Source organism: Vallitalea guaymasensis (genome assembly GCF_018141425.1).
GTDB classification, from domain to species: Bacteria; Bacillota; Clostridia; order Lachnospirales; family Vallitaleaceae; genus Vallitalea; species Vallitalea guaymasensis.
On sequence record NZ_CP058561.1, the window covers coordinates 1,992,464 to 2,013,956 of the forward strand.

The 21,493-nt window shown below is 30.2% G+C and carries 21 protein-coding genes; 4 read left to right on the top strand and 17 right to left on the bottom strand.

Annotated elements, in window-relative coordinates; genetic code table 11:
- Positions 1 to 36 precede the first annotated feature (36 nt).
- Both HYG85_RS08960 and HYG85_RS08965 read left to right on the top strand, forming a co-directional pair.
- Positions 37 to 753 carry a lysophospholipid acyltransferase family protein gene (locus HYG85_RS08960; protein WP_212693170.1) on the top strand — a complete coding sequence of 239 codons (717 nt, stop codon included), beginning with the start codon at positions 37 to 39 and terminating at the stop codon, positions 751 to 753.
- Positions 754 to 887: 134 nt separating this feature from the next.
- Positions 888 to 1,271, top strand: coding sequence for a hypothetical protein (locus HYG85_RS08965; RefSeq protein WP_212693171.1), 384 nt, complete (start codon positions 888 to 890; stop codon positions 1,269 to 1,271).
- A gap of 15 nt (positions 1,272 to 1,286) precedes the next feature.
- On the opposite strand, the gene HYG85_RS08970 is transcribed toward HYG85_RS08965, so the two are convergent.
- The 6 genes from HYG85_RS08970 to HYG85_RS08995 all read right to left on the bottom strand — a co-directional run bounded on the left by HYG85_RS08970 (position 1,287) and on the right by HYG85_RS08995 (position 10,119).
- Entirely contained in the window at positions 1,287 to 2,894 is a 1,608-nt protein-coding gene (locus HYG85_RS08970) for a CTP synthase (RefSeq protein ID WP_212693172.1), read from the bottom strand.
- 176 nt (positions 2,895 to 3,070) lie between these two features.
- Entirely contained in the window at positions 3,071 to 4,468 is a 1,398-nt protein-coding gene (locus HYG85_RS08975) for a S41 family peptidase (RefSeq protein WP_212693173.1), read from the bottom strand.
- 76 nt (positions 4,469 to 4,544) lie between these two features.
- Positions 4,545 to 6,050, bottom strand: a complete 1,506-nt coding sequence (locus HYG85_RS08980) for an S-layer homology domain-containing protein (RefSeq protein WP_212693174.1) — start codon at positions 6,048 to 6,050, stop codon at positions 4,545 to 4,547.
- Between the two features lie 26 nt (positions 6,051 to 6,076).
- A complete protein-coding gene (locus tag HYG85_RS08985) occupies positions 6,077 to 9,049 on the bottom strand; it encodes an S-layer homology domain-containing protein (RefSeq protein ID WP_212693175.1) in 2,973 nt (990 codons plus the stop codon).
- A 367-nt stretch (positions 9,050 to 9,416) separates the two neighbouring features.
- On the bottom strand, positions 9,417 to 9,809 hold the full coding sequence (locus HYG85_RS08990) for a DUF2752 domain-containing protein (RefSeq protein WP_212693176.1): 393 nt from the start codon (positions 9,807 to 9,809) through the stop codon (positions 9,417 to 9,419).
- A 10-nt stretch (positions 9,810 to 9,819) separates the two neighbouring features.
- Positions 9,820 to 10,119: a DUF4190 domain-containing protein gene (locus tag HYG85_RS08995; RefSeq protein WP_212693177.1), complete on the bottom strand. Its 300-nt coding sequence runs from the start codon at positions 10,117 to 10,119 to the stop codon at positions 9,820 to 9,822.
- Positions 10,120 to 10,403: 284 nt separating this feature from the next.
- Here HYG85_RS08995 and HYG85_RS24760 point away from each other — a divergent pair, with 284 nt between their 5' ends.
- Positions 10,404 to 11,018 carry an accessory gene regulator ArgB-like protein gene (locus HYG85_RS24760; RefSeq protein ID WP_212693178.1) on the top strand — a complete coding sequence of 205 codons (615 nt, stop codon included), beginning with the start codon at positions 10,404 to 10,406 and terminating at the stop codon, positions 11,016 to 11,018.
- Positions 10,972 to 11,109: a hypothetical protein gene (locus HYG85_RS09005; RefSeq protein WP_212693832.1), complete on the top strand. Its 138-nt coding sequence runs from the start codon at positions 10,972 to 10,974 to the stop codon at positions 11,107 to 11,109. The genes HYG85_RS24760 and HYG85_RS09005 overlap by 47 nt, the downstream gene beginning before the upstream one ends.
- 2 nt (positions 11,110 to 11,111) lie before the next feature.
- Here HYG85_RS09005 and HYG85_RS09010 read toward each other — a convergent pair whose 3' ends face one another.
- The 11 genes from HYG85_RS09010 to HYG85_RS09060 all read right to left on the bottom strand — a co-directional run bounded on the left by HYG85_RS09010 (position 11,112) and on the right by HYG85_RS09060 (position 21,467).
- A complete protein-coding gene (locus tag HYG85_RS09010) occupies positions 11,112 to 12,368 on the bottom strand; it encodes a sensor histidine kinase (protein WP_212693179.1) in 1,257 nt (418 codons plus the stop codon).
- A 1-nt stretch (position 12,369) separates the two neighbouring features.
- Positions 12,370 to 13,116, bottom strand: coding sequence for a LytR/AlgR family response regulator transcription factor (locus tag HYG85_RS09015; RefSeq protein WP_212693180.1), 747 nt, complete (start codon positions 13,114 to 13,116; stop codon positions 12,370 to 12,372).
- Between the two features lie 264 nt (positions 13,117 to 13,380).
- Positions 13,381 to 13,533 (bottom strand): cyclic lactone autoinducer peptide, encoded by a 153-nt coding sequence (locus HYG85_RS09020; protein ID WP_113672633.1) that lies wholly within the window; start codon positions 13,531 to 13,533, stop codon positions 13,381 to 13,383.
- Positions 13,527 to 14,126: an accessory gene regulator ArgB-like protein gene (locus HYG85_RS09025; RefSeq protein WP_212693181.1), complete on the bottom strand. Its 600-nt coding sequence runs from the start codon at positions 14,124 to 14,126 to the stop codon at positions 13,527 to 13,529. Before HYG85_RS09025 ends, HYG85_RS09020 begins: the two co-directional genes overlap by 7 nt.
- Before the next feature lie 98 nt (positions 14,127 to 14,224).
- Entirely contained in the window at positions 14,225 to 15,544 is a 1,320-nt protein-coding gene (locus tag HYG85_RS09030; protein ID WP_212693182.1) for a sensor histidine kinase, read from the bottom strand.
- A complete protein-coding gene (locus HYG85_RS09035; protein ID WP_212693183.1) occupies positions 15,541 to 16,272 on the bottom strand; it encodes a LytR/AlgR family response regulator transcription factor in 732 nt (243 codons plus the stop codon). The genes HYG85_RS09030 and HYG85_RS09035 overlap by 4 nt, the downstream gene beginning before the upstream one ends.
- Positions 16,273 to 16,647: 375 nt before the next feature.
- Positions 16,648 to 17,538 carry a UTP--glucose-1-phosphate uridylyltransferase GalU gene (galU, locus tag HYG85_RS09040; RefSeq protein ID WP_212693184.1) on the bottom strand — a complete coding sequence of 297 codons (891 nt, stop codon included), beginning with the start codon at positions 17,536 to 17,538 and terminating at the stop codon, positions 16,648 to 16,650.
- Between the two features lie 34 nt (positions 17,539 to 17,572).
- Complete coding sequence (locus HYG85_RS09045; protein WP_212693185.1) at positions 17,573 to 18,055, bottom strand: DUF1934 domain-containing protein; 483 nt, start codon at positions 18,053 to 18,055, stop codon at positions 17,573 to 17,575.
- A gap of 23 nt (positions 18,056 to 18,078) precedes the next feature.
- Positions 18,079 to 19,134, bottom strand: coding sequence for a D-alanine--D-alanine ligase family protein (locus HYG85_RS09050; RefSeq protein ID WP_212693186.1), 1,056 nt, complete (start codon positions 19,132 to 19,134; stop codon positions 18,079 to 18,081).
- A gap of 352 nt (positions 19,135 to 19,486) precedes the next feature.
- Positions 19,487 to 20,218 carry a stage II sporulation protein R gene (spoIIR, locus tag HYG85_RS09055; protein ID WP_212693187.1) on the bottom strand — a complete coding sequence of 244 codons (732 nt, stop codon included), beginning with the start codon at positions 20,216 to 20,218 and terminating at the stop codon, positions 19,487 to 19,489.
- Positions 20,219 to 20,351: 133 nt separating this feature from the next.
- Positions 20,352 to 21,467 (bottom strand): Ger(x)C family spore germination protein, encoded by a 1,116-nt coding sequence (locus HYG85_RS09060; protein ID WP_212693188.1) that lies wholly within the window; start codon positions 21,465 to 21,467, stop codon positions 20,352 to 20,354.
- Positions 21,468 to 21,493 lie beyond the last annotated feature (26 nt).

Genomic DNA, 21,493 nt, shown 5'->3' on the forward strand with positions numbered 1-21,493 from the left:
ATAATGTATATAAAATTATCAGGATAAGGTGATTGTATGCGTGCAGTAATTATAGTAATTTTTATGGCTATTTATTTGATTCTTGCTTTACCTGTACTTATCATAGGTTTTATAGCAGGCTTGTTTTCCAAAGATGCTCAATATAAGATTGGAAAATTCATTGTGACACATATATGTAGAGGTATCATGTTTTTAACAGGAAGTAGAGTTAATATAACTGGATTAGAAAATATCCCAAATGAAACTGTACTATTCGTGGGCAATCATAGAAGCATATTTGATGTTGTTCTATTGATTAAAGTCATTAATCGTCCTTTTGGTTTTATTGGAAAAAAAGAATTGACAAAAGTTCCTTACTTGAATCTATTACTAAAATTGATGGGTGGATTATTCCTTGACAGAACTAATTTCAGGGAAGGTCTGAAAATAATCCTAGCTGGTATAGAAATGTTGAAATCAGGTCTATCAATGCTAATTTTCCCTGAAGGCACTAGAAACAAAGAATCTGAAGAGCCTTTACCTTTCAAACAAGGTAGCTTGAAGTTAGCAGAAAAAGCTAATGTACCTATTATACCATTTGGCATAAAAGGAACAGATAATATCTTTGAAAACAATAATGGTGTTGTTGTAAAACCAAGCAAAGTAACGCTTAATTTTGGTAAACCTATTCTTTTAAGTGAATTGCCACAAGAGGATATGAAAAAAAGTGCTGTTTATGTTCGTTCTGAAATCCTCCAATTACTTTCTAAGTAGGATAGTAAAACTGAAAAACTATAAAATGCAGAGGAAATTTGATGTTTTAGCAAATTTCCTCTTTGATTTTTATGTAATTAATGATAGAATATATAGAACGCACTAATAAGTATCTTTTCAAAGGAGGTGCACCTATGGAGTGGTGGGAAATTCTATTGCTTGTATTAGGAATTATTGTTGTTGTATTTGCTATCCTTTATTTTGTAGGAAGAAAGTTACAAGGTAAAGCTAATGACCAGCAATCAGTAATTAATCAAAACAAAATGACAACATCTATACTTGTTATAGATAAGAAGAAACAGAAAGTAAAAGATTCTAATTTGCCAAAAATGGTACAAGACCAAATTCCAAAATACATTCGTTTTAGAAAATTACCTATGGTAAAAGCAAAAATCGGTCCTAAAATTACTACTTTATTGTGTGATGACAAGGTATTCAAAGAATTGCCTGTTAAGAAAATGGTAAAAGTAGATTTAGCTGGTATGTATATAGTCGGAATGAAAGGCTATAAAAAATAAGAAAAAGCCAAGACATTAATTTGTCTTGGCTTTTATACTTGCTCCTACAAAGTCTCTGAATAATGGATGCACTTTGTTAGGTCTTGATTTGAATTCTGGGTGAAATTGAACACCAACGAACCATGGATGGTCATTTATCTCTATCATCTCAACAAGTCTATCATCTGGAGATACTCCTACAATGTTAAGTCCTGCTTTCACAAGTGTATCTCTATATTCATTGTTGAACTCATATCTATGTCTATGTCTTTCGTAGATCAATTCAGAATCATAAGCTTGGTATGCCATTGAATCCTTTTGAACCTTACATGGATAAGCTCCAAGTCTCATAGTACCACCTAATTCATCAATATCCTTCTGTTCTGGCATCAAATCAATAACTGGATATTTTGTATCAGGGTCAAGTTCAGAACTATGAGCACCATCATATCCTAAGATATTTCTTGCAAATTCAATAACTGCACACTGCATTCCTAGACATATACCAAAGAATGGGATCTTGTTTTCTCTAGCATATCTAACTGCAAAGATTTTACCGTCTATACCTCTATCTCCGAATCCACCAGGAACTAATATTCCATCAGCGTCTTTTAAGTAATCATCTACATTTTCACTAGTAACTTCCTCAGAATTTACCCATAGAACTTCTAACTTGGTTTTATGGTATATTCCAGCGTGTTTCAAGGATTCTACAATAGAAATATACGCATCATGCAATTCAACATATTTACCAACTAATGCAATCTTAACAAGATTAGTCATGGATTTTTCTCTATCTATCATTTCTTTCCATTCAGTTAAATCAGGCTCAGCACAATCAAGCTTCAATTTATCACATACAATCTTAGCTAGTCCTTCTTTTTCTAACATCAATGGAACTTCATATAAAGTATCTGCATCAAGGTTTTGAATAACACATTCTTTTTTAACGTTACAGAAAAGAGCCATCTTGTCTTTCATTTCTTCTGATAATTCATGCTCTGTTCTACATACTAGTATATCTGGTAAAATACCAATTGAACGTAATTCTTTTACAGAGTGCTGTGTAGGCTTAGTCTTCATTTCACCAGCTTTGGCAAGATAAGGAATAAGGGTTACATGTATATATAATACATTTTCTGGTCCTACTTCAGCGGATACTTGTCTTATGGCTTCCATAAATGGCAGACTTTCAATATCTCCAACTGTTCCACCAATCTCTGTTATAACAATGTCTGATTGTGCGCTTTTTCCTACTCTGTAAACTCTTTCTTTTATAGCATTAGTTATGTGTGGAATAACTTGAACTGTTGCGCCTAGATATTCCCCTTTTCTTTCTTTGTTAAGTACAGACCAGTAGATTTTTCCAGTAGTAATATTACTATACTTGCTGAGATTCTCATTTATAAATCTTTCGTAATGTCCAAGGTCTAAGTCTGTCTCTGCTCCGTCTTCGGTAACAAATACCTCTCCATGTTGATACGGACTCATTGTGCCAGGGTCAATATTAATGTAAGGGTCGAATTTTTGTATTGTAACTTTCTTACCTCTAGCCTTTAAAAGTCTTCCTAATGAAGCAGCTGTTATGCCCTTTCCTAGTCCGGAAACAACACCTCCCGTAACAAAAATGTATTTCGTTTGCATCCTCATTTCACCTCATAGTCTTTTTTTATTTAAATGATTACTCTATAAAAAGTAGTCTAAACAATTTTGTTCTTACTACTTTTTATAATGAACCTTATATACTTTTGGGTTATCAATTTCTATTTTATACAACCTCTTTATTTTATTATTAGTTAGTGAAATAGTCAATAACAAATTTAATTTTCGTTTATTTTACTTAAAATTACTTCCATAGCCTTCTCTAATTGTATATCTTTTTTGTTAATACTTTCAATTAATTTTGTATTGAGTGCTTTTAGAGTTGGATGGTCTGAAACTCCATATGCTCTTAATCCCATATTTTTCTGAAACTGTGTTATAGCCTTCTCAGTCTTTTCATCGTACAGATTATCTGGTTCATTAATAGCATAACCCAAATATTCTAAAATTAATTCAACATTTTTGACTTCTTCCATTTCGTCATCCAAAAATAGTCTTTCTGGACTGACAATTAGATTAGGTACTATCACTTCATAATCTGGAGCAACACCTATACCATTTATTTTGTGCCCATCTCTTGATAAAAATTCCTCCATAGTTAATTTTATAGAATATTTATCTGATATATCATAAATATACTGTGCTACACCTTTTCCATAGGTTGTTTCTCCAACTGTAACACCTACACCTGATTCTTTTACAGCTGCTGCAATGAATTCAGAAGCTGAAGCTGTATTCTCATTAGTAAGTACTACCAGTTCAAAAGGAGCTTTTCTTAGATTACTTCTATAAGTTATTTTTCTTCCCTCTTTATTGACAAAATGAAGAACTGGTCCCTTAGGTATTAACATATTACATAGAGCCACTCCTGAATCAACATATCCTCCTAGGTTATCTCTAAGATCAAGAATCAAATATTTGACTCCTTCTTTCTTAGCATCCTCTAGGTAGGGTTCTATATCTTCAGCTACATTTTTATTGATAGAATTTATTCTTATATAATTTATCTTCTTGGCTACTTCTTTATCCAACTTAGGGAATAAATCATTAATTTCTTCAGTCTCAACAGCTGATATTTTTACTAAGGCTCTTTTTATATCAACTGTATATTCCTTGTTCCCTCTTTTGAAGGTAACAGAGACCATAGTTCCCTCTTTACCTTTCATCTTATTAGCCGCATCTGTAGGTGTATAATTCTCTGCACTTTCTCCATTGATTGCAATTATAATATCTTCCGCTCTAACTCCCGCTTTTATAGCTGGTGATTTTGGTATAGGACGGGATACCTTTACCCAATCTCCATCTTGTACTATCTCAACACCAATACCTACAAATTCACCTGATATTGCCTCAATCAAGGTGTTTGCTTCTTTCTTGGTATAGAATGTTGAGTAAGGGTCTAATTCATCAAACATACCATCTATAGCTGCCTTGAATAACTGTTCATCTGTTACTTCCTCACCTACATAATTATCCCTTATTAGGCTAAACAATACTTTGAATTCTTCCCCTTTACGCTCAACAGCTACTGAATCTACTGCTTTCACGTTGATAGGTACTATCAACATGGATAATACAACTGCTGTAAGAACAATCCTGTTAATTATTTTTTTCATCTTTTATCCCTTCTTACTTGTTTGATTTATCATTCTGATCAATGTAATCATTAATCCATTTTATGTAAACTATAATTTACTGAATCAATCTATAATAACCTGAGATATCTTCTCTTAGGTAATTAATGAGATTATCAATTATTGTACTTGCATCTATCTTGGATAACCACTTCCTAGGTTCCAGATTACCCTCTTTTTCTTCTATGATCCCTAACTTGTAACCAGCTAATATTGCTTTTCTTGCCCAAGGTGATATCATGTTATCATCCTTGAATGGAGTCACAGAATTCTCTAATTTACCTATCTTCTCAAGACCAATAACACGAATCAGTATACATAATGCTTCTTGTCGTGTAATAGGTTGTGATACTTTGAAAACATCTCCTACACCTTTTATAAGTTTAGCATTATAAGCTGTCATAATGTATGGATATAGTGGGTTATCTGGTAACACATCACCAAATATCACTTTCATGCTATTCTTGTTTTTACTGGTTACTTGATATTTACTTGTATCCATATTCATAGCAAGACAAATAGCTTTTATGAATTCACCTCTTGTTATTGCTTCTAATTCCATAGATTTATGAGGAATCTCAGTCATTATTTCCATACTGTACAATTTCTTCATATGTTCATTTGCTGGGTTGCTATCCAAGAAATCAAGTCCTGCTGGAATAGGAAGTTTTTCTATTTGTTTTGCTGTACTAATCATTATACTGTTTTCCATTTGACTTCTAGTCAATTCTGGGTGATTAGTTGTTATATTGTATTTTAATGATGCTTCTCTTTCAAGTCTTTGATTATAAGTTCCATCAAAGCTGATTGGAAAAGGAGAAGTTTTGTCATAGTACATAGTTTTCTTAGCTTCTAATGATGGATTAAGTGTTACTTGCATTCTATCCTTCGGTCCTATTATATCCATAGTAAGTTTTCCTGACTCAACTTTTGACCAAGGTTGGTCATATCCGTAAACTGAACCTTCTGTTTTTATAGTGATTGTCTCATTATTACTTGATAGGAATCTAGCTTCATAAGATACAGATGTATCATAATAGCTGACCCCTGGTGTAATATCTTCTACACCAGTTAATGAATATATGGAAAATGTATCATCTAAAGTATAAGTTACATCATCAATAACAATTTTTTCTGTCCAGCTACTCACTGCTGAATCTCTGACAATCTGTTTTTTAAAATCTCCATCAACATAATAAAATGAAGTTGTAAAATTGATAGTCCTATCAAGTGTACTGTTTTTCTCCAAGTTCTTAGCGCTTATTACATATTTTTCGTTATAACTGCCTGATTCTTTTGTATCAATTACATCATCATTCTTAGTAACTTTTATAGTACCTTCAAATTCAATTGGTTCACCAGAAATATAGACCATTTCCTTATAACGCATAACTCTTGTTTTTAGAGGTTTTACAGGAACATACTTCTCAATGGTCTTAGGCAGGTTAGTTCCTTCTGATATACCCCCAAAATAACCCATATCACCCATATCTGCATAGACACATATGCTTGTGATACTAAAAGCGAATATCAAAAATAATATTTTCATGCTTATTCTTTTCATAGATTGTCCACCTCTTTCTAGTTATTTTATTTCTCTACAAGAATAATATATCCATCAACATCTCTAGCTCCTTTTGTAGCAAGTTTAGTAATAAGATATTCATCAGTGATTACCCTGATTATATCACCCTTTTCTAACATATCTGGTGATATGACTTCATTATTCTTAATTATAATCGTATTAGTCTTAAGATTAATCTTAGCATAGCTATTACTGTAACTTAGATCTTTCCAGCTATTATTGGTTTTGTTATATACTATTGTATCTTTTATACTTATTGCACCACTCTCAGTTTCGTAGATCTCACCCTTTACTCCGTCTAGACAGTATGGATTCTCAATAATATATTTTGCTTTTGTTCCATCTGAGATAATAGTATAAACTTTATCTACCTTTGTTTTCTCAGAGTAATCCAAGAAATCTGTTTGTGGAATTATTCCGTTAGCATCCATAATGACCGTTTCATAATCTGTAGTGAACATACGTGGGATAGGTGAATATATCCACTTCATTCCTTTTAGTAATGCAAATGATTGAACCTGCATGTCTTCATTTTCATTTATACTCTTAATACGTCCCCTGAATATTGATGTAGCTTCATTACTTGGTTCTTTAGTTATGTTAACTATTACAGCCTTCCCATTACCATTCAAGATAACTTGTGCATAATCAGGTGATACTATGTTATTATCTTCTAGAAGTTTTCCATTCTTAACTACGATAGTACCATCATGAGTATTAATGTAATTAGGACTTTGCAATACCTTGAATTTATTATTTCCATTGGAATATGTAACATTGTCACTAGCTAATATATTCTCTCTTCCTGTTCCAAAAGTTACTTTTAACACTTTTTCATCATCATAATATTTCTCCATAGCTACATAAACATCGATATCTGGTGATTTTAGATAGTTTAATGCATAATCAAGAGATATCTGCTTGGAATCTAGGTAATACTCTATATTCTTGGATGAAATATCTAATATCTTGGATTTGGTATAATCTCTCCATCCTGCTTTGGTTAATTCATAACTATTTAGTAGAGTCAGCGTTCTCTGTGAATTATTAAGACTGCCAAGTTTTCCTTTGTAGATGTTAGCTACAGTATTACCATATTCATCAACTTGAATTTCTTTCACTGATTCAGTAATTGTTCCTGGTTCAAAAACAGCTTGGTTAATAAGCAACTTGACTACTTGTCCTTCCTGCAGCTGATATTGAGATATATTCTGCCCTGCCCTTTTTACAGGTATGTTGGAGTCTATATCATATATAGTTGAACTAAGATCATCAAACTTAACCCATAAACGTAATCCGTTGGCTCCATTATTGACAATCTGATTAATACTTCCATACTTAACAATATAATTGGTCTTAGCACTTATTGATAATACGTTTTTTCCATCTGGTGATATTTTAATATCTACTAAATCACCTGCTTCCACATCATCTATTGTTGTATCTCTTGGATCAAATCTAAAGTCAGGAAACATCTCATCTATATAACCGATCTCATCTTCTGTATCATAATATTGTTGCTTCTCAACTTGAACACTTTTCTTTTGATAATATTTTGTTACTTCTTTTCCGTCCCAAGTCATTATAGTTATATAATTAAAAGTTGGGTTGTTTTCTTTTACAATACCGCTTAATGTATCAAAGATGACCTTATCACCTGCAAGTTCTATTTTAGTGACTATATTGTTGTCTATATACAATTTCACTTTGCTGCTTATAGGTGCATTAGGTATTTTAACATTGATATCATTGATTTTTATTGTGCCATCAACATTATTATATACTGCTGACTTCATCTGAAAAGTATAATTGATTCCTCTATCACTTGTTATAGTAATTCTACCATTATCTATTTCATTAAGAGGCTGTAATACTCCTTCAAGTTCATAGGGCTCATTTATGCCCTTACTAGAAGCATACAACATTTCTTTTGTATCATTGTTCACTAGATATTCAATATATTCGCCTTCTCTTAGATTAAGAAGACCTCCAACAACTCCATTTATCAATACTGGTACATCTTTAGTTAATATTTGGTCGTTTGATTTTCTTTTATATTCATAATTGACTTCATTGACTTTTCCATTTTCATCTGTTATCAATATTCTTCTTGTAGCGATACTATCTGAAGCACCCATTGAATTACTGTCTTCTATATATGCTACTGTACCATTTTCCTTAGTGATATTCATAGTATTGTAAGCAATATCATCAAGATTCTTTAGGGTCTGAGCCATCTGTTCTCTAGTAACTATTCCTTTTGGGTTAAATTTATTATTACTTCCTACCATTATCTTTTTCTGGATTACTGCTTCTACATAAGGGATGAATTCTCTATCAATCTTTTCCCAATCACTGTAATTGAAAACATCTTTTTGCTTGTATAATGGACTGATTAGGTCAGGCTGTTTACTATTGATAGCTTTTACTATCCATACAGCTAATTGCTCTCTTGTTACCGGTCCTCTTTTAATAAAACTCTCTGATGGGTCTAATTCCCATTGTTCTTCTACAAGAGCATTATCCAAATCATCTTCTGTTATTAACCCCATGTTTTTCGCTAATTGAAGATATCCTTTTGACCATAGTGTCAGAACGTGATCAGGCAATTCTGGATTCTCTTGTAATAATTGATTCCCTGCTTTTTGTGCTGCTTCTTCCATACCTAATATTCTAAGTAATACTGCCAGAGACTCTTCATTACTTATTGGTGCAGATGGTCTGTATTTCTTTGCATTATTTTCGTTGTATCCTTTTATTATCTGTAATGCACCAAACCTTGTAATAGGCTCTATTGACCAGCTACTAGGACTTACATCCGAGAACTTGAGATTCTCTATGATTCCTTCAGCGCCCGACCTTGCTAGATACACATTTTGCACTGGTTCCTTTAATACGCTAGGGTCTGTTACAGCATATACTGGCAATGCAGTCATCATTAGTGTGAACATTAATAAGTAAGTTATAATTTTTTTCATTTACCCCATCCTCCGTTATAAAATATATATCAGTATTTTTTCCCGACCAATTAATTGTAATCAATAATCAGACACAGGAAATGAAATACATTTTGTACAAATCTATCCAATACATTATATCATAATATTTCGGCAAAATGGGACTAAAATTGCGCTGTTATATGATTGTAACAATTAATGAGCCAATCCACCTAAGACTATTTTGCTAGAGAAAATAAGAGTTTCAATTAAATATAGTCATAGTTACTCAAAAATTTATGAAAAGTCACTACATCACATCTTCCTTAGAAAACTTTCATATAAAATAAAAAAATGGAAAATAGATTTACTAGTTAAATACTATTTTCCAAATTCAAAGGAGAGATACTTATTTTAATAAAATATGCAATAACCAGCTTGCAATAATAGTAAAACAAATACCTACACTAAATATTGTATTAAATTTACTTATGTACGAATTGTACTTTTTTCTAAATAAAAATATACTACTATTGATAATTTGACAAATTACAAGTAAGTAAAGAGGCAGTCCAGCATAATTATAATCAAATGACCTTATGAATCTACCATTACTAATGGATACAAAGCTTCTTGTTAATCCACATGAAGGACAATCATGCCCTGTCATTTCTTTTACTGCACATTTGCCAATTATAATATTATTTGTTAAATAAACCTTGTCATCTTTAATATGAGCTATTGCTGACACTATAATAATTAAAGCAAGAGCTATTATTATTAAGATATTAAAGATAACCATATAATTTATCTTATACAAAATTATCTAATTGAGAAACTGCTGAAAAAAGTCCAGCTACAACTAATACTACTAAACCAATAGTAACAATTCCTAGTACAAGACCTGCTATTGCCATACTTCTTCCTGATTTATCCTCGTTTACTTTGTTAGCATTAAGAAATACTGCTCCAAAGATTATAGCTAATATGGCTAATATAATAGATAAGTAATAAAAACAAAAAAATACTATTCCGACTATACCACATACCATAGATGCTATAGACAGACCTTTGAACTTTACTTCTTGGTTTGGATTATTAAAGTCTGACATACTTATTTCCTCCTTCAATCTTTATAGGGGAATTATACCATATTATTGTATATTTTTCCATAAAGTTATAATTAATCCAAATGTTTCTAATTAATTAATTATTAGAAAGCTTCTATGATACAACAATAACCTAATTTCATATATGTACAAACAGGGGTTTTAATGTAACAAAACTTCTTTGTCTGCATTTTAAAACAGATAGAATCCTAATTGAAACATAATCCATAGTTATTGCTTGTATTCTATGATATCTTATAGCCATATCAATACAAAGGGTGAATGTAATGCTTATTGATAGGCCAATTAATGTACTGACGTATCATCTATATAAAAATACTCTAATACCGCATAAAAATATTAGAGTAATGAGATATGGTATATATGTCTTGTATAGCGAATTTGTAAAGCTTGCCATATTAACAATATTCTTTAGCTTGATTGGAACGCTAAATGAATTTTTATTTGCTTTAGTTATTCTCCTTTTAATTAGGCCCTATAGTGGAGGAATTCACTTCAACAGTTTTATGGGATGTTTTTTATTTACCATTGGGTTTTTCATCCTAAATGTTGCTATTTTACCAAGTTTGAACTATATAAACAATCCCTCACTTTATATAGTTTTATTTCCCATAAACTTGTTGATAATATTTTTATGTTCACCCATGCCCTCAAAACATAGACCGATTAAAAATAAAAAAACTAAAAATAAATATAAATATTTAGCTACGTTTTTTACCGCAGCAATTTATACAGCCTTATTACTTACAAACATTGATCCTACTTTCAAGGCAATAGGGTTATGGACTATTAATCTTCAAGCTATCCAATTATTAATAGGAGGAGGTGTAACACGTGAAAAAATTCAGAAAACAAAATTATTTTCTATACTCAATAGTTAGTTTCTTTGTATTCTTATCTTGGTTTCCTGTTAACAGAGCTAGTTGGTTATTGTTCGGTGAAGTTCCTTGTCCAAAATGTTTACAAAAATAGTTTTATCCCCCAAATAATATTTTAAAACATATTTGTTCTTCTTCGTAAGATATTTGAATATTTCCTTTATACGATTTAACTATTTTATTTACATTATATAATCCAAAGCCTCTATTATTGCCTTTTGTTGAATATCCTTTTTCAAATACTTTATCCAAAGTTTCAAATTTAACTGGCAAACTAGTATTTTTAACTTCAATTACTGTACTATTATTTTCCTCAAATAAATTTACATGTACTTCCTTTTTTATAGCACTTTGATAGTTAGTTGCTGCTTCTATTGCATTATCTATTAGATTTCCTAATATATCTACAAATTCATAATCCTCAATAGGATATTTAGGGAAAGGGGTATAGCAGTTGCAATTTAATTCTATATTATTTTGCCTAGCTTTTATTTTTTTACTGTATAATATGGCGCTGATGATATTATTACCTGTGTTTAATAAAATATCATCTGAATGTAATTGATATCCATCAATAACTGTATTTAGATAATCAAGTAGCTCGTTATCTTGACTTTTTTCTGCGATTCCATAAATTGCATTAAGCTGATTTTTTATATCATGTTGTTTTGCTCTAACATCATCTAACAGATTTTCTAATATAGGATTATATTCCATGTATATTTCATTAGCTTTCTGTTTTTGTTTTATTTGTAATAATTGTTTGAACACTATTGCAACTATTAATGTCCATGTTATTATACCTACAATAATAAGCGAAATATAATTCACACTATTAAAATCTATTTTCCAAGATACGAAATAAATTCCTAAAGGTATAGCTATTAAAATTATTAACCATTGAATAATTTTTTTAAATCTATTATATAAAGTAACTATCTCGTTTAATGGGATATATCTATATGTAAATATTGATATTACTAATAATATTAAATTGCATGATATTGCAATAAAATCATTCTGTTTAATTATCCCTAACAATTGAAAAAGGAAGACAATCATTAATTGAATACTTAACAAATAAATAGTTGCTATAGTATATTCAAAAATAAGTAATTTAACAGATATATCTGTAATCAACTTGAATACAAGCAATATAGCAATTCCCAACATTACTTCTTTTAAGGGAATATTAAAATATATAAATAAGGTCACAATAATAATATGTAATACAATTAATATAACTTTATACATGGGACCTTTCAAAAATAATCTCTTATCTATCTTGCTAAGCACTAATATCAAACTAGTGATTTCCAATATATTCATAATAATAAAATAGACAAACTCCATATTATATCCCCCCTTCAATCCTATTAATCACATCTACACTATACTTGTCTCCAATAAGTGCTACCTCTTCATAATCATAGAAATTGATATCCCAAGCTTTTTTATTATGTTTTTCTATACTTCTTATATGATTAATGTTAACTACATAACTTCTATGAGTCCTAACAAAATAATCAACTCCTGTTTCTTGAAGCATCTCAATCATTTGTTTGAATGTCATACTTGGAATTACTATTTTACCCAGAGTAGTATGCAGATAAAGCTTTCTTCTACATGACTCTGCATAAAATATATCATTGACTGATACTTTATGAATAACATTCTTCAGCTTTATGGTGATATACTTTTTATCTACTTTATTTTCTTTATTTACTTTGTTGATTCCTTTCAATAATTTGTTGGTCACATCAATTATTTTACTTTTCGTGAAAGGTTTTTCAATAAAATCATAACAATGATATTCTTGAACTGCTTTTGGCAAATACATTAAATGTGTGGTAATAAAAATAATATAGGACAGCTCATATTGTTCTATAGATCTTATGATCTCAGCTATTTTTAACCCACTTATGTCTGGCAGCTGAATATCTAAGAAAAATAGATCCATTCTTATCTCTTTCAATAACTTGAGAGCTGTTTTACCTGTCCCTGCTTTATAAATTCTTACATCGCTAAAATTAGTCTTCAAAACATATTCCAAATTATTTCTTGATGTATCATTGTCTTCAACTATAAGTATGTTATTCATCTAATCATCCCCTATACAATGAATAAAGTTCTTATATTAATCTCGAATACTATTATTATACCTAAATATCTTAATAATTGGTATATATTTCCACAAAAAAGGCATAAAAAAAAATGGATTATGAATCCATATTAATTTCAAAAAGATAGTAGACTTTCATACTTGTCCAACAATTAAGTTATTAATATTTATAATATCTGCTAAGGGAAAGATATTATTTTTTTAAAACTCTTTTATCTTAAGCATGAAAGTCCTTTTTTAAAATTAATCATTTTTTCTTAATTTTTCAGGAACTTTTGGTTGGTTAAAGAACCATATGCATGCTGTTTGAACAGAAAGTGAAGCTACTGCAATGCCAATCAATCCTACTAAACCTAATAACTTTGTTGATACTTTCTCGTTAATTGTTGCTAACATATTTTGACCTCGCTTTCCTTTTTATTTATTATTGGTAGAACTGTTAGTGACTCCATGAATACGGCAATAGCAGCTACCATATAATACGACTCTAATGAATTCAAAAATATGCTCATGGCTATTATAATTATTGATTGTACAATAACCGTAATCATACTTTTCTTTTTGTAAGCTACTTTTTCTGAGCTGCCCAGGGGCTTATTGACTGTGTCAACAGGTGCATAAGTGATAATTATTATGCATGATTCAATTAGCACTAATATAATTATTATAAGATTTTTATCAAAATCTAATAGTAAATGTGAAATCAAAATTGCTAAAAAACATGATAGCAAAAAATATATAAAACATTTCCAATGTGATTTTGCATGATATCCTCCAGCTTGTACCCTAAGTGAACAAAAAAACAATATAAATACTATGACTTTTAACAAACACCTGAAAATGATTCCTAAGATAACCATACCAATAAGGATTAAAAGTGATGATATTATAATTTCAAATCCATATGTATAAACTTCTTTATCATCTTCTTTAATAATTTTCTTACCAATTAGTTTGCTAGAAATTTTGTTTGAAAATTCATATATCACAAATATCCTCCTCTCACATTTTTAATTTTATACTAATTCCAGTACAAATCAACCCATATATGACTTTTGGTAGTTAACTCGTGATATTTGGTCATTATTTAATTAAGTTCTCCATTATACAACATTATATTAACGCTAAAATAATCTTTAATGCACATAATCTCCATATTACCGTAATATTTTTCTACTATTTGATTTATGTTCATAAGTCCTATACCATGTATTTCTTTATCTTCCTTTGTGGTATCAAGGCTTATATTTTCGCTGCCTATAGTGCTATTAACACAGTCAATGACAAGATAATTATTTACATTATTGATGTCTAACTTGATATATCTATTGTTTTCATCAACCTTAACAGTAGCCTCAATAGCATTATCAATGAGATTACCTAATATGATACATATATCTACTGTATCAATAGTCAGATTATCTACACTTCCTATGTTCATTACACAATTTATATTATTGTTCCCAGCTCTAGCATATTTCCTATTCAATAATGCAGATATTGCTGGATATTTTGTAATAATTATTTTATCTACCTCATCAATTTGCGACAACAATTTATTAAGATACTCTTCCAGTTTGGTATATTCTTTGTATCTGAGTAATCCTTTTATATTCCCGAGATGATTAGACATATCATGTCTCAAGCTTTTTAACTTGAGAGTTGCATTATTGATTTCATCAAAGTATTTTGACTGCATCTCATATTGTTGAATTTTCAATTGTAATTCCAAGTCCTTCTTTGATTGAGCCAATAACTTGTCATATATAAGCAAAGATACTATATTGACAATACCTAATCCTAATATTACGAATCCAGCCACTATACTGTCTTCATTATTTTCATACATGAGGTTCCTATACATAGGCACAATACTTATCATTATGCCTAGATTAATAATAAATAGTGTAATAATCTCTATTAACAAACTTTTCTTCAAGAAACGTAGTCCAAATCTTTCCCCATCAGATATAAAAAGTACAATAACCAAAAAAGTTATTAACTTGGACACCACCATACCTAATACTCTTAAAATGTTGCTTTTGGCAAAAACAGCTGGTGATTCTCCAAAAATAAAGCTTAAAAGGGAAAGTATTATCCCTTCAATGGCAACAATTAATATTAATAATCCTATGTACCCTAATAATAATTTCATTATTTTTTCATCATATAATGCTAAAACTACAACAAACATAATGATTATCATACCTAGAAAGGAACCTCTGAAAGTACAATCTAAATCATAGGAAAAATAATTGAAAATAAATATTATAGCTGTTATTGAAAAACCCCCTACATAATAAGCAATTATACTATTGTATCTTTTCTTATAAACAGAGCTGCAAAATTTTATTATTATCAAAGCTTCCACTATATCAACAAATAATTCTATAAGATACCAAATCATAACTTCACCCTTTTCCGACTTAAAAAAGTCTCTTTTACTTCTTTTGCATTTCTTCTACTTACTGGAATTCTCTTACCATTTTTAAGTAGTACCTCTTTGGATGTAATTAATTCTATCTTGTCAATATTTGCTATGTAACCTTGATGTACTCTAATAAATTTATCTTCATTAAGCAACATGTTCAACTCGTTGAAGGTTCCGTAAAACTCTATATTCTGGTTATCCGCCATCACCATGACTTTATTTTTGTATTTCTCAAAATAATTTATGCTGTTGTAAGCAATTATAATCTTTTCCTTATTCTTGTTTATCACTAAAAACTCTTCTTCTTTTTGAGGTTCTTTCAATTCATCTATTAACTTAATAGCATCAAATAATGCTTTTTGAAACTGTTCAATCTTAACTGGCTTAAGAATATACCTAAAAGTATTGACTTCAAAAACATCAAATACATACTCTTTATATCCCGTTACAAATATAATGATCACATTGTCATTTATTTCTCTAATCTTTCTAGCTGATTCAATACCATCTAATCCTTTCATTTCCATATCCAAGAATATGATATGAAGTTTATTGGAATTACAATATGTAATCAGATCTTCTCCACATAAGAACTTCAAAATATTAACCTTAATATTTTTTGTCTCTATTGCTTCCATAATCAATTTTTCTACTAAATTCACCTGTAAAATCTCGTCATCACATATAGCAATATTAAACTTCATTATTAAATCCTCCATAATTTATTAACTTTAAGTTATCTGTATATATAAAACTAACAATTATGCAACGTCATCTAATGACTTTTCTTAAATTTATTAAGTTGATTCGTATAAATAATTAGCATTATTAGGGTCAAATATTATATATAACTTATATATTTTAAATTTACAGATAATAATATATAAATAAATTATACCTAATGTTACAAATTTTTGTCAATACACACATAACAATTTATAAATTTCTTAATTATGAGTTTTTATTACATAACCAAAGTTTATTTGTCATATTATTACATTAATAGGAAATAAAGTAATTATGGTAGTATATAAAAAAACTAGTTAAGGTATTTAACTACCCAACTAGTTTTATATTTGTTAATCAACTTTTATTACATTATCAACATTATCTATTGTATGTTTTAGATATCCTAAGAAATCATCTCTTAATTCATCTCTTCTAAGAGCAGATTCCACTGTAGCTTGTAAAAATCCCATTATATTTCCTACATCATATCTCTTGCCTATAAAGTCATATGCATATATTGCTTCATCTCTTGCTAAGCGTTTAAGAGAATCAGTCAACTGAATCTCACCGCCTGCCCCTGCTTCTTGGGTTTCCAAGTATTTAAAGATGCTTGGACTAATAATATATCTTCCTAATATAGCTATGTTAGATGGTGCATCTTCGCTTAATGGTTTTTCTACAAGGTCTTTTATTTTATATATCCTATCTTCTATATGTTTAGCATCAATGATACCATACTTGGACACGTCATCAATAGGTACTTTCTGAACTCCTAATATTGATGTTCTATATTCACTGTACACATCAATCATTTGCTGCAAGCATGGTTTTTTTGATACAATTACATCATCACCTAACAATACTGCAAATGGTTCATTACCAATAAAATGTTTCGCCATTAGTATTGCATGACCTAATCCTCTTGGCTCTTTTTGCCTAATGTAATGAATATTAGCTATCTCTGAAACACTTCTAGCAATCTCCAACAAATCATCTTTACCCTTTTTCTCCAGCTCCAATTCAAGTTCAATAGATTTGTCAAAATGATCTTCTATAGAACGTTTATTTCTACCAGTAACAATAATTATATCTTGTACACCTGATGAAACAGCTTCCTCCACAATATATTGAATAGTTGGTTTGTCAACTATAGGTAACATCTCTTTTGGCTGAGCCTTTGTAGCTGGTAAAAACCGAGTACCTAGACCTGCCGCTGGAATAATCGCCTTTCTAATCTTCATCTACATTTTCTCCTCCTTAAATATATTAACTATATTAACTAAGTTCTTCATTCTCTATTTCTACATTCTTATCATCCATCAATACTACTCTATCAGATTTAGCGTTTTTTACTGTTATTGTAAAAGTATTGACCCCCATTGACATATGATTGATGCTCAGATCATAGGAAACATTAATCTCCATGAAATCTTCTTCTCTCTCAACATTTATTTTTTTTGTATGGGTATTTATTTCAAAAATACCATATGGGGTCTGATAGTGTGTAATGTGTGTTTTGTCTTTTTCAAATACCATATGAGAATTGACTCCACCAAATCTCAATATGGAAATTTGATCTTTCTCATGCTTTATGGTTGTTTTAGTTTCTTTATCACCATCAATTGTTGAATCTATATAGGTTATATAAACCTTATTATTCTTTTCAACATAGCTACCTGTTGTCACTAATTCTATTTCATCTGATTCAAACATATCTGTCTGAACACCTTTTACTCTTACCAATACGTCTTTTGTCACTCTATTTCACCTCATTAAAGTTCTTACTTATTAAATGCAAATTCAATAAGTCTATCCACTAATTCTTCGTTAGACATTCCTTTATCTTCCCAAAGCATTGGATACATGCTTATACTTGTGAATCCTGGCAATGTATTTATTTCATTGAAAACAACTTCACCTGATTCTTCTTCTATAAAGAAATCAGCTCTTGCTAGTCCTCTACCATCAACCGCTCTAAAAATCTGCTCTGCACAATCTCTGATTTTTTTGAGGGTTATCTTAGGTACATCTGGATTAATTATTGTTTTAGAACCTATATCATTATATTTTGAATCGTAATCGTAGAATTCAGCTGCTGAAATTATTTCACCAACATTAGATGTTCTTGGATGGTAATTACCAAGTACAGCACATTCAACTTCTCTACCTACTATGGTTTCTTCTATCAAAAGTTTTGAATCATGCTTGATTGCAAGTTCAAGACCATCAAATAATTCTCCTCTGTTATGTGCCTTGGTAATACCTTTAGATGAACCGGCATTAGATGGTTTTACAAAGACTGGATATTCCAATTGTCTTTCTATCTTAGCCACTACTTCTTTAATATCATCCATTTCTTTTTTATATACTGGAACGTATTTAGCCTGTCTAATTCCTAATCTATCAACTATGACTTTCGTGAAAAGCTTATCCATAGATACACTAGAAGCTAAAATACCACAACCTACATACGGGATACCAGCAAGTTCCAATAAACCTTGAACACTTCCATCTTCTCCATACAGCCCGTGAAGTGCCGGGAACACTATATCAACATCTACTTTTACTATTCCATCTTCCTTGAAAATTATTAATGATTTATCAGTCGCATCGGGACTAATGATAGCATTATCCGAATTGCCCACCCAACTATCTACTGTTAAATCTTCTATCTTTCCATGATATATTCTCCAGTTACCTTCTTTTGTTATTCCTACAGGATATATATTATATTTATCTTTATTGATGTTTTTCATTATAGTTACTGCTGATATACATGATATCTCATGTTCGGATGATTGTCCACCAAATAAAACAACAATATTTCTCTTATTCATATTATATTCCTCCCCATTTTTGAATTATTCAGAATTAAAAATCAGTAAATTTTTCCATTATGGATAAATGTGTAGTTGTACAAACTCATGTATTATTAAATATATTAATTATCATCTCCAAATATGATAAATTACTTATCTGTTCTATTTTATATCTTATTGTATTTTTATTCAATAGCTAATTATATAAATATTCCATGGCTCGCAACTTCACATACCTCTTTACTCCCTTCGTTAGTACATAATCTAAAATGTGACTATATAAAAAAATCATATATAATGATAATAACGAAAGTAATTATCATTATATATGATTTTCTAATATAACCGTTGTCTTAATTTCTTTTTTTCTCTAATCCCTATTAACAAAAACCTTACTATCATTATCCTGTCTATCTCTATCTTTATCCCTACTAAAATTAAACCACTCCAAAAACTTGAATCTAATCTTTATAGGCATATCCTCTTCAGGTTCTGCCATTACAATAGAATCATACTCTTCATCTGTCAAAACCCTTTTAAGAGTCTCTTTTGTCTCTTCTGGAACTACTCCATGTGTTACATCAACAAAGCATAAAGGTGGAAACATGACACACCACCAATTCTTACCTTTCGCTTCACCTATCTCTACCAGCAAAGCTTCATATTCACCTGGAGGTAATATTATATCTCCATAAGTCTTCAATGGAAATTGTTCCATCTTCAACTTAACGTTTATATCATAATCATAATTATTTTCTTCTATAACTCTTTCAGCTATTCTCTTAATCTCATCTCTATTATCAGTAATAAGTTGTCTTGTTTCTTCTATATTTTCAGATTCTTCCAAAATACCATTCATTCTGTCTAGAATCTCATCTCTTACCTTCAATTTCAATTTCTGATCTTCTTCACTATCACTATTTGCAATGACATGAAAACGTATCAAACTATCTGATATACCCTCAATCACAGCAGCACTTGTCCCATTTTTGCCGTAATCATAAACTATAGCTGCCAACATAAGTATCACTATTAGTAGTGACAATATATAGGTTCTTAATATCCTTTTCTTTTCAAATACTTTCATTAGATTCACCTTCATCAATCTTCCCCCATCTTTTCATATTTACAACCTACTATTTCTATTATTACCAGCATCAGTATTATTTATACATAATCTATCTGTTAAACCGTAAATTAGAAAACATGACAAAAAGTAAATGAATAATGATTTTTTATTTTGAAAGTCCCACTCTTCTTATATTAACCTTACATTCTACTTCAATAGCCGCTGCATTAAAGAAATTCTGCCAGTCTGATTTAGTTGTCTTCCATACTTTTCTATTACTGGTTTTCAAGTTGTTATAAGCATTGATGATATCTATACCATACTCTTCTTGAATAATATTCATTAATTCATATATGTCCTCTTCCATACTATTAGCTACTTCATTTTCAATCTCAGCAATATAACTTGTACTGAATAACTTGTCTTTATCTTCTAGGATATATTCTGATACATCTCCTTCACTACTTATTGAAATTTTAATTTTTAACAATCCATCTTTTAATTCAAAATCCATTTTTGATGTTAAATCACTTATTTCATAAGGCACTAATACACCTTCCATATCTACTAAAGCAACAGTTTCCTTGCCCTTTCCAAGAATCCAGCTGTATGGTGTCATGTATTTATCTTCCATCCATCCTCTAAGCTGATAATCCCTAAGGATGGCTAATCCATCTACAATAACCTCATTATCTCTGAATATTACATTTGGCATTACACCATTTCCTTCTGTACTGTACATTTGGGAAATAAAATCTCCTAGCTCAATGGTCTTGGCGCTTATGGTTTCCAAACTATTATTTATAAAAACCTGTGAAAGATAGATCCCTGTTGTCTCTTCCCCATTAGGAACTGATTCAAGCAATTTTTTTCCTGTTTCCTTGGTACCTAATAATAATAAGGCTTTGGAATATTCCGGATTCCTGTCAAAGTGATCCAGAACTTTTCTTAGATTATGAGGGTCATTCAAAAAATCAGCTCCAAATATAATTACCTTGGTATGATCAAAATTGATTCTAAGATTAGATTTTTTACCAAAAGCCCTATTAGCTTGTGTCAAAGTCTCTGCTTTGGTGACCTTGATGAACTTTGTAGCCTCACCACCACTCTGAGCTGTTATAACAGGCAAATTAGGAATGGTATATGTTACCTCTAATAAATCACCAATATCATCTAGTGCAAGGCTTATTACATATGCTCTGTCATTTAATTCAACCTTATCCCAGCAACCTACTAGAAGTATAGAACATATAACCAATATAGCCATAACTTTAATTTTCATGTTACCATCAACCTCTCATCACTTTC

Bases quoted from the DNA above. Each gene is read 5' to 3' on its own strand.
- HYG85_RS08960 (WP_212693170.1), top strand. From the start codon at position 37: ATGCGTGCAGTAATTATAGTAATTTTTATGGCTATTTATTTGATTCTT.
- HYG85_RS08965 (WP_212693171.1), top strand. From the start codon at position 888: ATGGAGTGGTGGGAAATTCTATTGCTTGTATTAGGAATTATTGTTGTT.
- HYG85_RS08970 (WP_212693172.1), bottom strand. From the start codon at position 2,894: ATGCAAACGAAATACATTTTTGTTACGGGAGGTGTTGTTTCCGGACTA.
- HYG85_RS08975 (WP_212693173.1), bottom strand. From the start codon at position 4,468: ATGAAAAAAATAATTAACAGGATTGTTCTTACAGCAGTTGTATTATCC.
- HYG85_RS08980 (WP_212693174.1), bottom strand. From the start codon at position 6,050: ATGAAAAGAATAAGCATGAAAATATTATTTTTGATATTCGCTTTTAGT.
- HYG85_RS08985 (WP_212693175.1), bottom strand. From the start codon at position 9,049: ATGAAAAAAATTATAACTTACTTATTAATGTTCACACTAATGATGACT.
- HYG85_RS08990 (WP_212693176.1), bottom strand. From the start codon at position 9,809: ATGGTTATCTTTAATATCTTAATAATAATAGCTCTTGCTTTAATTATT.
- HYG85_RS08995 (WP_212693177.1), bottom strand. From the start codon at position 10,119: ATGTCAGACTTTAATAATCCAAACCAAGAAGTAAAGTTCAAAGGTCTG.
- HYG85_RS24760 (WP_212693178.1), top strand. From the start codon at position 10,404: ATGCTTATTGATAGGCCAATTAATGTACTGACGTATCATCTATATAAA.
- HYG85_RS09010 (WP_212693179.1), bottom strand. From the start codon at position 12,368: ATGGAGTTTGTCTATTTTATTATTATGAATATATTGGAAATCACTAGT.
- HYG85_RS09015 (WP_212693180.1), bottom strand. From the start codon at position 13,116: ATGAATAACATACTTATAGTTGAAGACAATGATACATCAAGAAATAAT.
- HYG85_RS09020 (WP_113672633.1), bottom strand. From the start codon at position 13,533: ATGTTAGCAACAATTAACGAGAAAGTATCAACAAAGTTATTAGGTTTA.
- HYG85_RS09030 (WP_212693182.1), bottom strand. From the start codon at position 15,544: ATGATTTGGTATCTTATAGAATTATTTGTTGATATAGTGGAAGCTTTG.
- HYG85_RS09035 (WP_212693183.1), bottom strand. From the start codon at position 16,272: ATGAAGTTTAATATTGCTATATGTGATGACGAGATTTTACAGGTGAAT.
- galU (WP_212693184.1), bottom strand. From the start codon at position 17,538: ATGAAGATTAGAAAGGCGATTATTCCAGCGGCAGGTCTAGGTACTCGG.
- HYG85_RS09050 (WP_212693186.1), bottom strand. From the start codon at position 19,134: ATGAATAAGAGAAATATTGTTGTTTTATTTGGTGGACAATCATCCGAA.
- spoIIR (WP_212693187.1), bottom strand. From the start codon at position 20,218: ATGAAGGTGAATCTAATGAAAGTATTTGAAAAGAAAAGGATATTAAGA.
- HYG85_RS09060 (WP_212693188.1), bottom strand. From the start codon at position 21,467: ATGAAAATTAAAGTTATGGCTATATTGGTTATATGTTCTATACTTCTA.